Here is a 13,180-nt window from a genome sequence, read left to right on the forward strand (position 1 = left end):
GGCCGACCCGGCGCCGGGGACCTCCGCCACCGGAGCCCCCCACTCCTTGAGAAGCCCGCACTGGCGGAGCCTCCACCGCCGGAAGAGCCCGCACCGGCGGAGAAGCCCGCACCGGCGGAGAAGCCCCGCCGTACGGTTTCCCCCGCCTTACGGTTTCCCCCGCCGTACGGGTCCCCCCGCCGTACGGGTTCCCCCGCCATACGCTCTCCCCCGCACCAAACGCCCCGATCCCGGTCGGCCCCACCGCCGGAGAAGCCCCGCCGCCAAGGAGGCTTCGGGGCCGGTGACTTCCGCCGGTGCCGTCGTTCATCCCCCTGCATCCGTCATCACCCCCACCTCATCCGCGCGCAGGACGAGGGGTGTCGGACAGCGACGGCTCCAGGAGGTCCCACACCTCGCGCACGAACTCGGCCGGACCGGCCGTCGCGTCCGTCGCCGTCACCACGGCGGGGGCGCCCACGAGCAACGCCACCACGAGCTGGGCCAGAAGCCCGGCCGGGTGGGCGTCGGATACGGAGCCCTCCTCCTGGCCCTTCCGGATCAGGAGGGCCACCACGGCACAGAGGTCGTCGAGGTGGGCGGGCGAGGTTCCCTCGGCGCGGGCCGCGTCCATGACCAGGCGCAGTCCCGCCGCGAACGGCGGGTCCTCGTACGCCCTTCGGGAGAGTCCGACGAGCAGCCGGCGGAGGGCGGGCAGTGCCCGGCCCTCCTCGGTGCCCCCCTCCGCGTCCGCCTCCGTCCCTTCCTTCCCCTTCGCCTCGTCGGTGGCGGTGGCGAGGGCGTCGGCCCATCCCGACGTGAAGGAACGGGTCAGCTCGCCGGCGAGATCCGCCTTGGACGAGAAGTGTCCGTAGAGGGCTCCCTTGGTCAGCCCGGTGCGGGCCGTGATGTCGGCCAGGTTCGTCCCCGCGAATCCGTGCAGGGAGAACTCGGCGGCTGCGGCGCCGAGCACCAGGTCGTAGGTCATGCGGGCCCTGTCCTGTTGCCTCACCGAGCGTCCGCCTCCCGTCGCGTGTCCGGCCTCCATGGGGTTCATGACGGCCGCTCAGAAAATACCTTCTGGACCGAATCTTTTTCTACTCGCGCCAGTCTCGCATCAGTACCGCCACTCAAGGAGTACGCGTCATGACAGTCGTCGACACCCCCGCGACCGTGCCCGCACCCGCACCCCTGCCCGCGACCGCACCCACGAGTCCCACGGCAAGCGCCGCGCCGGTCGCGTCCCTCGCCGCCGGATACCTGTACGCCGCCGCCGCGCGGCACGCCGAGGAGTCGGAACGGACCGGGCGGCTCCACCCCGAGGTGGTCGCCGCGCTGACCGGCGCCGGCCTCGCCCGGCACTTCGTACCGCGCCGCTGGGGCGGAACGGCGGGCGGCTTCGCCGAACTGATCGACACGGTCGCCGAGGTGGGCGCGGCCTGCGCGTCCACCGCCTGGTGCGGGGTGCTGCTCGCCGCGCACGGCCGCCTCGCCGCGCACCTGCCGGTCGAGGGGCAGCGCGAGCTGTGGGGCGACTCGCCGGACACGCGCGTCGCGGCGGCCGTCGTACCCCCGGCGGGCCGGCTCGCCCGGGCGCCGGGCGGCTGGACGCTGTCGGGGGAGTGGGCGTTCGCCAGCGGAGTCGAGCACGCCGAGTGGGTGCTGCTGGCCTCCCTCGACCACTCGGGGGCGGGCGCGCCGGTCTACCAGGTCCTCGCCGTGCCCCGCGAGCGGGTCGGGATCAGGGAGACGTGGGACGCGGTGGGGCTGCGGGCGACGGGCAGCCACAGCGTGGTGATCGAGGAGGCGGACGCGGTCTTCGTACCGGAACGCCGCACGTTCGTGCGCGACGCGTTGGTGACCGGGGCCCGGGAGGAAGAGGGCGAGGGGGAAGCGGTGGCCGTCGTACGTGGTTCCGGTGTGGCGCCCTGCCACCGTGTGCCGTATCAGCTGGTCGCCGCCCTTCTGTTCGCCGCTCCGGCGCTCGGTGCGGCGCGCGGTGCGCTGGCGGCGTGGACGGTTCTGACGGGACTCCGCCGTGTTCCCGGCGGGCGTCCGCTGACGGAGGACCCGGTGGTCCAGCAGACCCTTGCCCGCTGCGCGGCCGAAATCGACGCCGCGCACCTGCTGTTGAGGGCGGCGGCGACGCGAGCGGACGACTGGACCGGGGGCGGAGAAGGGGCCGGGGCGACCGTCGTCGCGCTCAACCAGCGGGACTCCGCCGTCGCCGTGGACCTGCTGGTCGGTGCCGTCGAGCGCCTGATGCGTACCGGTGGCGCCCGGGGGCTCATCGCGGGCGGCGGCCTGGAGCGCGCCTGGCGCGACATCCACGCCATCGCCGCCCACGCGGCCCTCCAGCCGGCCCCGGCCGCTGCGGCCTATGCGGCGACGGTCTTCCCCTCCGATTCCTGAACTCCCCTTGAATCAGCGGGACTTCATCACCCCCACGGTTGAAGCCTCGCGGTTGGGGCCCCAGGCTCGGAGCGCCCCTCGCTGCCGCGCGAAGGGAGGGGTCTATACACTGCATGTATAGACCGTGCGTATAGTCACCGCCATGGCACCGTCCTCACCCACCCCGCTCGCCCCCCGGCTCCTGAAGGCGCTGATCGTCTCGGCGGTCGGCGTCGCCGCCTCCCATCTGATCCTGTCCGACGGCCTGTATCTGTCCTTCACCGGTCAGGCGGCGGCGACGCTGGGGGCGGAGCCGGGGTACTCGACGGACCAGGCGTTCACGGCGGCGGTCGTGAACACCGCCCTGGTCATGCCGATCGTCCTGTGGATCGGCATGCTCATCACGGGGGAGCGGCGGGTCGGCCCCATGGTCCTTGTCGGCATGGTCAGTTGGATCACGGCCGTGGGCAACGGCATCGACGGCATCGACGACGCCCCCGGCACCCTCCTCCCCTTCCGCTCCCTCGTCCTCGTCGTCGCCGTCACGGCCTTGTCGTCGGTCGTCCGGAGGAAGCGGCGCGGGGACGTGCCCGCGTAGGCGAGCGTCAGTCCGACCGCCGCCGGACACCCCGCCGCTACTCCGCGTGCAGCGCGTCCACCACCACCATCCTCCGTACGCGTCGGGCCGGCAGCACCGAGGCCGCGATGCCCGTCAGGAGCGTGGTCGCGAGGATGCCGAGGACCGTCAGGGCCGTGCCGCCCGACGAGGCCAGTGCTTCGAGCGGGGAGACGTGGCCCGCCAGTACGGAGCGGGCGGCGAGGGTTCCGTACAGCAGGCCCAGGAGGGTTCCGGCGACCGCACCGGAGAGGGCGAGCAGCGCCGACTCCAGGGTCAGGACACGGCGCAGTTGCCCGCCCGCGAGGCCGATCGCCCGGAGCGTCCCGAACTCGCGGGTGCGCTCCTCGACCGTGAGCATCAGGGTGGCGGCCACGCCGATCGCGGCGATGGCGATGGAGAAGCCGAGCAGCACGGTGACGACGAGCATCATCCGGTCGAGCGTTCCCCGGATGAGTTCGGCGTCCTTGCCGGTGTCCGCGACGCGGATCTCCGGATGCGCGGCGAGGGCCCGGTCGACGGCGGCGCGGGCCGCGTCGTGGCCGGTGTCGCCCGCCGGGCTGATCAGCACGGTGGAGATCGCGGGGGTGGCGGCGGCCGTGGCCGCCAGCTTCGCGAGCGTGGCCTCCGTGACGTACAGGGTCGCCTCCGGGTAGAGGGAGACGGGCAGTGCCGCCCCGCCGGGGACGACGGTCAGCCGGGTGCCCGCGACGGTCGGGGGCGAGCCCCGGCCCGTGAGCCCGAGCGCCTCGCCGTCTTTCAGGTTCCGGGCCGCCGCCACGCCCTCCGCGTCCGGGTTGAGCCCCGCCGGGTCGGCCGCCGCGACGGTCGTCTTCCGGCCGCCGACGGTGAGGGTGGCCGTACGGACCGGGGTGACCGTCAGCCCGTCGGCGGAGCGCAGCGCGTCGACCGCGTCGGCGGGCACCCGTCCGGCGTCCGTGTCCAGGGCGAAGACCGCCGGCATACGGCTCGCCAGCATGGTGTCGAGTCCGCCCTTCGCGGCGCCGATCGCGGTCACGGCCGAGACGGCGACGGTGACGCCGACGAGCATGGCGGAGGAGGCGGCGGCGGTCCGGCGGGCGTTCGCCCGCAGCTGCTGGACGGACAGCCTGCCGACGGTGCCGAACGGGCGGCGCAGTGCGAGGCCGAGCAGTCCGACGAGCGGCGGCAGCAGGTGGTGGGCGTACCGCAGGACGGCGAAGAAGGTCAGGATCGCGCCGAGCGTCACGAGGAGCACCGCCAGTGCCGAGCCGCCGAACGCGCCGAACGCGAGCAGCGCGGCCCCGCCGGCCAGCATCAGCGCGGAGACCGTCTCGCGGACCGTCCGGCTGCCCGGTTCCGGCAGCTTCGCCGCCCCGCTCGCGGCGAGCGCGGCGATCGGCGGGACGGCGGCGGCGGCCCGCGCCGGCTTGCGTACGGCCCACAGCGTGAGCAGCACCCCGAACACCCCGGCCAGGCCGAACGTCCAGCCGCCCGGCATGAGCGAGACCTCGACCGGGCCCAGGTCGGCGAGGGCCGTGAGCAGCGCCGTGCCGAGCGCGCAGGCCGCCGCGCCCGCCGCGAGCCCGGCGGCGGAGGCGAGCACGCCGAGCATCAGGCCCTGGCGGCGGATGACACGGAGGATCTGCTCGCGGTCGGCGCCGATGCAGCGCAACAGGGCGAGCCTGCGGGCGCGTTGGGCGAGGACGACGGAGAAGGTGTTGGTGACGACCATGCGGGCGACGGCCATCGCGATGAGGACGAAGGAGAGCGCGGCCGTCATCACGACCGCGTACATGGTCCCGGCGCTCTGGGTGGCGTGGTCGACGGCTCCGGCGTGGGTGTAGGCGGCCACGGCCTTGCCGCCGAGGGCCTTCTTGACGGCCTTCGCGACCGCCAGATCGTCCACTTCCGCATCCTGGCCGGTGCCGGTGCCGGTGCCGGTGCCGGTGCCGGTGCCTGCCCCGGTCCCGGAACCCGTCCCCGATCCCGAACCGCGTCCCCCGCCGATCCCGAGATCCAGGTGCGTCGCCCGTACCCCCGTCGCGTACGTCCGTGTCTCCGCGTACGGCACCCCGATCGCGGGCTGTGAGCCGAGCGTGTTCGACGCCGAGGTGTCCAGGAGGCCGGTGAGCCGGGCCTCCGTCGTGGCCCCGTCGGCCTTCGTCAGTCGTACGGTGCCGCCGGGGCGCGCGCCGACGCGGTCCGCGCTCTCCCGGTCGAGGACCACCTCGCCGGGGCCCTCGGGCCAGCGCCCCTCGTCGAGGCGCTGCCAGCGCAGGGCGGGGTCGGCGGCGATCGACGTGACCAGGGCCCGGTCGTCGAGGGGGCGCCCGGAGGGGGCGATCACATGGGCGTACCCGACGAGGCGCTCGGCCACCTTCGTCACGTGCTGGACGCGGGCGGCGCGGGCCGCCGCGTCGGCGGGCAGGAACGGTCCCTCGGCCGGGACGACCTGGACGGGTGCGCCGCCGACGTCGGCGGCGGCCGACTGCTCGTAGGACTGGACGAGCGCGCCCGCGCCGCCGACCGACAGGACGAGGAAGGCGACGCCGACGGCGACCGCCGCGCCGGTGAGGACGAGTTGGCGCAGCTGGGCCGCGAAGTCCTTGACGGTGAAGGTGAGGAGAGACGACGACATGGCCTCCACGCTAGGAGGAGGAGACGGCGGGACGCGGCCCCACCAGGCACGATTCAGGGTCATACCGGAGGGGGCCCCGGGGGAGCCCCCGTACCTCTCCGGGATGACGGGAGGCTTCCCGCAGAATCTAAAGCAAGCATGCTTGATTGTTTCTGGTGTCACTGACATGCTCCTCGCGAAGGCCCGAGACCGCCCGTCCCCCGAGGGGAGCGCACCGTGTCCGACCCCGTCGTCGTCCTCGACGACCTGCGCGACGAGAGTGAAGAACTCGACCGTCTCGTCGGCGAGTTGAGCGAGGAGGAGTGGGCCGCGCCCACCCCCGCGCCCGGCTGGACCGTCGCCCACCAGATCGCCCACCTCGCCTGGACCGACCGCGCCGCGCTCCTCGCCGCCACCGATGCCGAGGCCTTCGCCGCCGAGACGGAGAAGGCGCTCGCCGCCCCCGACCGCTTCGTCGACGACGGCGCGGAGGAGGGCGCGAAGCTGCCGCCCGCCGTTCTCCTCGCCCGCTGGCGCGAGGGCCGCGAACGGCTCCAGGAGGCCCTGCGCGCGGTGCCGCCGGGTGTGCGTTTCCCCTGGTACGGGCCGCCGATGAGCGCCCCCGCGATGGCCACGGCTCGGCTCATGGAGACCTGGGCGCACGCCCAGGACGTCGCCGACGCCCTCGGGGCCGTCCGCCCGCCCACCGCCCGGCTCCGGCACGTCGCCTGGATCGGCCACCGCGCCCGCGACTACGCCTTCCTCGTACGGGGCCTCCCGGTGCCCGCAGAGCCGGTCCGGGTCGAGATCACCGCGCCCGACGGGGAGTTGTGGACCTACGGCCCCGAGGACGCCGCCCAGAAGGTCACCGGTCCCGCCCTCGACTTCTGCCTCCTCGTCACCCAGCGCGCGCACCGCGACGACACCGCCCTGGTCGCCCACGGCGCCGACGCCGAACGCTGGCTGGCCATCGCCCAGGCCTTCGCGGGCCCTGCGGGCGCCGGCCGTGCACCCCACGGAGCCCCGGAATGATCCGTATCGGCAACGCCTCCGGCTTCTACGGCGACCGCTTCGACGCCGTCCGCGAGATGCTCACCGGCGGCGGACTCGACGTCCTCACCGGCGACTACCTCGCCGAGCTGACCATGCTCATCCTCGGCCGCGACCAGCTGAAGGACCCCTCCGCCGGGTACGCGAAGACCTTCCTGCGCCAGATGGAGGAGGGCCTCGGCCTCGCCCACGAGCGCCGGGTCCGGATCGTCGCCAACGCGGGCGGCCTCAACCCCGCCGGGCTCGCCGACGCCCTGCGCACGCTCGTCGCGAAGCTCGGCCTGCCGACCCGGATCGCCCATGTGGAGGGCGACCTGCTGCCCGCCACCGGGGGCGCGCTGGCCGCCAACGCCTACCTCGGCGGGGCGGGCATCGCCGCCTGCCTCGCCGCCGGCGCCGATGTCGTCGTCACCGGCCGGGTCACCGACGCCGCCCTTGTCACCGGGCCCGCGCAGTGGCACTTCGGCTGGGGCCCGGAGGAGTACGACCGGCTGGCCGGCGCGGTCGTCGCCGGACACGTCCTGGAGTGCGGCACCCAGGCCACCGGCGGCAACTACGCCTTCTTCCGCGAGCACGACCCGGGCCTGCTGCGCCGCCCCGGCTTCCCGGTCGCCGAACTCCACGAGGACGGCAGCGCGGTCATCACCAAGCACCCCGGCACCGGCGGCCTCGTCGACATCGGCACGGTCACGGCCCAGCTCCTCTACGAGACGGCCGGCGCCCGCTACCCCGGACCCGACGTGACCACCCGCCTCGACACCGTCCGGCTCACCCAGGAGGGCCCCGACCGGGTCCGCGTCGAGGGGGTACGGGGCGAGGCGCCGCCCCCGACGCTCAAGGTCGGGCTCACCCGGCTCGGTGGCTTCCGCAACGAGGTCGTGTTCGTCCTCACCGGCCTCGGTATCGAGGCCAAGGCGGACCTCGTCCAGGCGCAGATCCACGACGCCCTGGCGAAGAACCCGCCCGCCGAGACCCGCTGGGAACTCGTCCGCACCGACCGGCCCGACGCCCCCACCGAGGAGACCGCGAGCGCCCTGCTGCGGCTCGTCGTCAGGGACCCCGACCCCGAGAAGGTCGGCCGCACCCTGACAGGGGCGGCGATCGAACTGGCCCTCGCGAGCTACCCCGGCTTCCATGTCACCGCCCCGCCCGGCAGGGGCGCCCCCTACGGGGTCTTCGAGACCGCGTACGTCCCCGCCGCCGAGGTCCCGCACACGGCCGTGCTCCCCGACGGGACCCGGCGGGAGATCCCCGTACCGCCCCGGACCCGGGAACTGGCGCCGGTCCCGGAACCGGCCCTTCCCGAACCGCTCCGGACGGCGTCCACCCGGCGCGAACCGCTCGGCCTGGTCGCCGGAGCCCGCAGCGGCGACAAGGGCGGCGACGCCAACATCGGCGTCTGGGTCCGCACGGAGGAGGAGTGGCGCTGGCTCGCCCACGCCCTCACCGTGGAGAAGGTCCGTGAACTCCTCCCGGAGACCGCCGGGATGGCCGTCACCCGGCACCTCCTCCCCCATCTCCGCGCGGTGAACTTCACCGTCGCCGGGATCCTCGGCGAGGGTGTCGCCTCGCAGGCCCGCTTCGACCCCCAGGCCAAGGCGCTCGGCGAGTGGCTCCGCTCCCGCCGCCTCGACATCCCGGAGGAACTGCTGCCCGACAGCCCGGCCGGCCTGCCGCCCGAGGTCCCGGACGCCCTCCCGTACGAGGCCTCGGCCGCCTTCCCGCCCGGCACCCCGGCCGACTTCCCGCCCGACGTCCCGGAGGAACACCTGTGACCGTCCTCGCCTCCGCCTTCCCGCCCGACGTCCCGGCCGCCTTCCCGCCCGGCACCCCGGAGGAACACCTGTGACCGTCCTCGCCTCCGCCCTCGACACCGGCGGACCCGACTACGCCGCCGCCCGCGCCGCCATGCTCGACAAGCTGACCGCCCTCGACGCCGAGCACACCAAGGCGCTCGCCGGCGGCGGCGAGAAGTACACGGCCCGGCACCGGGCGCGCGGCAAGATGCTCGCCCGCGAACGCGTCGAGCTGCTGGTCGACGCCGACTCGCCGTTCCTCGAACTGTCGCCGCTCGCCGCCTGGGGCAGCGACTACGCCGTAGGGGCCTCCCTGATCACCGGCATCGGGGTCGTCGAGGGCGTCGAGTGCCTGATCACCGCCAACGACCCGACCGTGCGCGGCGGCGCCTCCAACCCGTGGACGCTGAAGAAGGCCCTCCGCGCCAACGAGATCGCGTTCGCCAACCGGCTGCCCGTCATCTCGCTGGTCGAGTCCGGCGGCGCCGACCTCCCCTCCCAGAAGGAGATCTTCATCCCCGGCGGGGCGCTCTTCCGCGACCTCACCCGTCTCTCCGCCGCCGGCATCCCCACGGTCGCGGTCGTCTTCGGCAACTCGACGGCCGGCGGCGCGTACGTCCCCGGCATGTCCGACCACACCGTGATGATCAAGGAGCGGTCGAAGGTCTTCCTCGGCGGTCCGCCGCTGGTGAAGATGGCGACCGGCGAGGAGAGCGACGACGAGTCGCTGGGCGGTGCCGAGATGCACGCCCGCACGAGTGGCCTCGCCGACCACTACGCCGTCGACGAGGCCGACGCGCTCCGCCAGGCCCGCCGGATCGTCGCCCGCCTCAACCACCGCAAGGCGCACCCCGATCCGGCCCTCGCGGAAGCGCCGAAGTACGACGAGGACGAACTCCTCGGGATCGTGCCCGGCGACCTCAAGACCCCCTTCGACCCGCGCGAGGTCATCGCGCGGATCGTCGACGGCTCCGACTTCGACGAGTTCAAGCCGCTGTACGGGACCTCGCTCACGACGGGGTGGGCGCGCCTGCACGGCTACCCGGTCGGTGTGATCGCCAACGCGCAGGGGGTCCTGTTCTCCGCGGAGTCGCAGAAGGCCGCGCAGTTCATCCAGCTCGCCAACCAGCGGGACATCCCGCTGGTCTTCCTGCACAACACCACCGGCTACATGGTCGGCAAGGAGTACGAGCAGGGCGGCATCATCAAGCACGGCGCGATGATGATCAACGCCGTGTCGAACTCGAAGGTCCCCCATCTGTCCGTGCTCATGGGCGCGAGCTACGGCGCCGGGCACTACGGCATGTGCGGCCGGGCGTACGACCCCCGCTTCCTCTTCGCCTGGCCGAGCGCCAAGTCCGCCGTCATGGGCCCGCAGCAGCTCGCGGGTGTCCTCTCGATCGTGGCGCGGGCGTCCGCCGCCGCGAAGGGGCAGCCGTACGACGAGGAGGCCGACGCCGGTCTCCGTGCGCTGGTCGAGGCGCAGATCGAGTCCGAGTCGCTGCCGATGTTCCTCTCCGGCCGGCTCTACGACGACGGGGTCATCGACCCCCGCGACACCCGCACGGTCCTCGGACTGTGCCTCTCCGCGATTCATACGGCACCGGTCGAGGGCGCGCGCGGCGGCTTCGGCGTCTTCCGAATGTGAGGCCCCTGGTGATTTCCACCCTTCTGGTCGCCAACCGGGGCGAGATCGCCTGCCGGGTGTTCCGTACCTGCCGTGAGCTGGGCATCTCGACCGTCGCCGTGTACTCCGACGCGGACGCCGACGCCCTGCACGTACGGGAGGCCGACGCGGCGGTACGGCTGCCGGGGGCCGCGCCCTCGGAGACGTATCTGCGCGGGGACCTGGTGGTGGCGGCGGCCCTCGCGGCCGGCGCCGACGCCGTCCACCCCGGCTACGGCTTCCTCTCCGAGAACGCCGGCTTCGCGCGGGCCGTGACCGCCGCCGGACTGACCTGGATCGGCCCGCCGCCCGAGGCGATCGAGGCGATGGCGTCGAAGACCCGGGCGAAGGAACTCCTGGGGATCGCGCCTCTTCGTCCGGAGGACGTGACCGGGGCCGACCTGCCCGTCCTGGTGAAGGCGGCGGCGGGCGGCGGCGGCCGGGGCATGCGGATCGTGCGTGAACTGGCCGCGCTGGAAGGGGAGTTGCGGGATGCGTCCGCCGAGGCGGCGAGCGCGTTCGGCGACGGCGAGGTGTTCGTCGAGCCGTACGTGGAGAACGGCCGCCATGTCGAGGTGCAGCTGCTCTGCGACACCCACGGCACGGTGTGGGCGCTCGGCACCCGTGACTGCTCGCTCCAGCGCCGCCACCAGAAGGTGATCGAGGAGGCCCCGGCGCCCGGCCTGCCCGCGCCCCTTCTCGACGAGCTGTACGAGCGGTCGGCGGTCGCCGCGAAGGCCGTCGGCTATGTCGGCGCGGGCACGGTCGAGTTCCTCGTCGCGGACGGCCGGGCGCACTTCCTGGAGATGAACACCCGGCTCCAGGTCGAGCACCCGGTGACGGAGGAGGTGTACGGGGTCGACCTCGTCGCCCTCCAGCTGGCCGTCGCCGAGGGCCGGGCCCTGCCCCCGGAGGTGCCGTCCCCGCGCGGCCACGCGGTCGAGGCGCGGCTGTACGCGGAGGACCCGGCGCGGGCGTGGGCGCCGCAGACGGGCGTCCTGCACCGCTTCGACGTCCCGGAGGGCGTGCGCGTCGACACCGGGTACGCCTCCGGGGACGCGATCGGCGTGCACTACGACCCGATGCTCGCGAAGGTGATCGTCCACGCCCCGACCCGGGAGGCGGCCCTCCGCAAGCTCGCCCACACCCTGGAGCGGGCCCGGATCCACGGCCCCGTCACCAACCGGGACCTGCTCGTCGCCTCGCTCCGGCACCCCGAGTACGCCCACGAGGAAGCCCTCGACACCGGCTTCTACGACCGGAACCTGACCGCGCTGACCGAGCGGGTCCCGGGGGAGGAGCACGCGGCCGTCGCCGCCGCCCTCGCCGAGGCCGCCGCCGACCCGGGCCGTTTCGGCGGCGGTTGGCGCAACCTGCGCTCGCAGGACGAGACGAGGACGTACGGGGACCACGAGGTCCGCTACCGGCCGGTCCGCGGCGGCGGCTGGGAGGTCACGGCCCCGGAGGGCGTACGGGTCGTGTCGGCGACGCCCGAGGCCGTGAGCCTCGAAGTGGCCGGAGTCGTAAGGAACTTCACGGTCGCCGCCTACGAGGGCACGGTCCACGCGGGCAGCCACCGCCTCACCGCCCGCCCCCGCTTCACCGACCCCCGCGAGCAGTCCGCACCCGGCTCCCTGCTCGCCCCCATGCCCGGCACCGTCGTCCGGGTCGCGGACGGCCTCGCCGTCGGCGACCGGGTCACCGCGGGGCAGCCGCTCCTCTGGCTGGAGGCCATGAAGATGGAGCACCGCGTCATCGCTCCCGCCTCCGGCACGCTCACCGCGCTCCACGCCGCCCCCGGCCGCCAGGTCGAGGTCGGCGCCCTGCTCGCCGTCGTACAGACCGAAGCAACGGAGGAAGACCCCGTATGAGCACCGACATCGAGCCGCAGGAACACACCGGACTCCGCGCCGCCGTCACCGCCCTCGGGCGGCGCCACGGCCCCGGCTTCGACCGGGCCGCCCTGTGGGCGGAGGCCGGGAAGCTCGGCTACCTCGGCGTGAACCTCCCCGAGGAGTACGGCGGCGGGGGCGGCGGCATCGCCGAGCTGTCCATCGTCCTGGAGGAGACGGGCGCCGCCGGGGCCCCGCTCCTGATGATGGTGGTGTCGCCCGCCATCTGCGGCACGGTCATCGCCCGCTTCGGCACCGAGGAGCAGAAGCGGGCCTGGCTCCCCGGCCTCGCGGACGGCTCGAAGACGATGGCCTTCGGCATCACCGAGCCCGACGCGGGCTCCAACTCGCACCGCATCACCACCACCGCCACCCGCACCGAGAACGGCTGGGTCCTCAACGGGCGGAAGGTGTTCGTGTCGGGGGTCGACATCGCGGACGCGACCCTCGTCGTCGGCCGCACCTCCGACGCCCGCACCGGCAACCTCAAGCCCTGCCTCTTCATCGTCCCGCGCGACGCACCCGGCTTCGGGCGGCGTCACATCGAGATGGAACTCGACGCGAGCGAGAAGCAGTTCGAGCTGACCATCGACGACGTCCACCTGCCGGCGGACGCGCTCGTCGGCGACGAGGACGCGGGCCTCCTCCAGCTCTTCGCCGGCCTCAACCCGGAGCGGATCATGACGGCCGCGTTCGCGATCGGGATGGGCCGGCACGCCCTGGACCGGGCGGTGGCGTACGCGAAGGAGCGCCAGGTCTGGAAGGCGCCCATCGGCGCCCACCAGGCCATCGCCCACCCCCTCGCGCAGGCCCACATCGAGCTCGAACTCGCCCGTCTGATGATGCAGAAGGCGGCGCGGCTGTACGACGCGGGCGACGACATGGGCGCGGGCGAGGCCGCCAACATGGCGAAGTACGCGGCGGCCGAGGCCTGCGTGAAGGCCGTCGACACGGCCGTCCACACCCTCGGCGGCAACGGCCTCACCAAGGAGTTCGGCCTCGCGCGCCTGATCACGGCGGCCCGGGTGGCCCGGATCGCCCCCGTCAGCCGCGAAATGATCCTGAACTTCGTGTCGAGCCACTCCCTGGGGCTGCCCAAGTCGTACTGATCCGGCCCGCGGCGGCCGACGACCGGGCCCGGTCCGGTCCGTCGACGGCCCGGACCGGGCCCGCCGGCCCGCGAGCCGCAGC

The 13,180-nt window shown here is 74.2% G+C and carries 9 protein-coding genes; 7 read left to right on the top strand and 2 right to left on the bottom strand.

Features of this window, described 5'->3' with window-relative positions:
• Positions 1 to 337 precede the first annotated feature (337 nt).
• Entirely contained in the window at positions 338 to 967 is a 630-nt protein-coding gene (locus tag V4Y03_RS19545) for a TetR family transcriptional regulator (protein WP_317879063.1), read from the bottom strand.
• Between the two features lie 158 nt (positions 968 to 1,125).
• On the opposite strand from V4Y03_RS19545, the gene V4Y03_RS19550 reads away from it, so the two are divergent.
• Both V4Y03_RS19550 and V4Y03_RS19555 read left to right on the top strand, forming a co-directional pair.
• The gene (locus V4Y03_RS19550; RefSeq protein ID WP_332435756.1) at positions 1,126 to 2,391 is read left to right on the top strand and encodes an acyl-CoA dehydrogenase family protein; all 1,266 of its coding nucleotides are present in this window, start codon (positions 1,126 to 1,128) and stop codon (positions 2,389 to 2,391) included.
• A 142-nt stretch (positions 2,392 to 2,533) separates the two neighbouring features.
• A complete protein-coding gene (locus V4Y03_RS19555) occupies positions 2,534 to 2,968 on the top strand; it encodes a hypothetical protein (protein WP_332435757.1) in 435 nt (144 codons plus the stop codon).
• A 37-nt stretch (positions 2,969 to 3,005) separates the two neighbouring features.
• Here the strand turns inward: V4Y03_RS19555 and V4Y03_RS19560 are convergent, their stop codons facing one another.
• Positions 3,006 to 5,606: an ABC transporter permease gene (locus tag V4Y03_RS19560; RefSeq protein WP_332435758.1), complete on the bottom strand. Its 2,601-nt coding sequence runs from the start codon at positions 5,604 to 5,606 to the stop codon at positions 3,006 to 3,008.
• Positions 5,607 to 5,822: 216 nt separating this feature from the next.
• Between V4Y03_RS19560 and V4Y03_RS19565 the strand changes: the two genes are divergently transcribed.
• The 5 genes from V4Y03_RS19565 (at position 5,823) to V4Y03_RS19585 (ending at position 13,098) form a co-directional block, all read left to right on the top strand.
• Complete coding sequence (locus V4Y03_RS19565) at positions 5,823 to 6,617, top strand: TIGR03084 family metal-binding protein (RefSeq protein WP_332435759.1); 795 nt, start codon at positions 5,823 to 5,825, stop codon at positions 6,615 to 6,617.
• Positions 6,614 to 8,410, top strand: coding sequence for an acyclic terpene utilization AtuA family protein (locus tag V4Y03_RS19570; protein WP_332435760.1), 1,797 nt, complete (start codon positions 6,614 to 6,616; stop codon positions 8,408 to 8,410). The genes V4Y03_RS19565 and V4Y03_RS19570 overlap by 4 nt, the downstream gene beginning before the upstream one ends.
• A gap of 70 nt (positions 8,411 to 8,480) precedes the next feature.
• Entirely contained in the window at positions 8,481 to 10,079 is a 1,599-nt protein-coding gene (locus V4Y03_RS19575; RefSeq protein ID WP_332435761.1) for an acyl-CoA carboxylase subunit beta, read from the top strand.
• Between the two features lie 8 nt (positions 10,080 to 10,087).
• On the top strand, positions 10,088 to 11,968 hold the full coding sequence (locus tag V4Y03_RS19580; protein ID WP_332435762.1) for an acetyl/propionyl/methylcrotonyl-CoA carboxylase subunit alpha: 1,881 nt from the start codon (positions 10,088 to 10,090) through the stop codon (positions 11,966 to 11,968).
• The gene (locus V4Y03_RS19585; RefSeq protein ID WP_332435763.1) at positions 11,965 to 13,098 is read left to right on the top strand and encodes an acyl-CoA dehydrogenase family protein; all 1,134 of its coding nucleotides are present in this window, start codon (positions 11,965 to 11,967) and stop codon (positions 13,096 to 13,098) included. Before V4Y03_RS19580 ends, V4Y03_RS19585 begins: the two co-directional genes overlap by 4 nt.
• Positions 13,099 to 13,180 lie beyond the last annotated feature (82 nt).

Source organism: Streptomyces sp. P9-A4, from assembly GCF_036634195.1.
Lineage (GTDB): Bacteria > Actinomycetota > Actinomycetes > Streptomycetales > Streptomycetaceae > Streptomyces.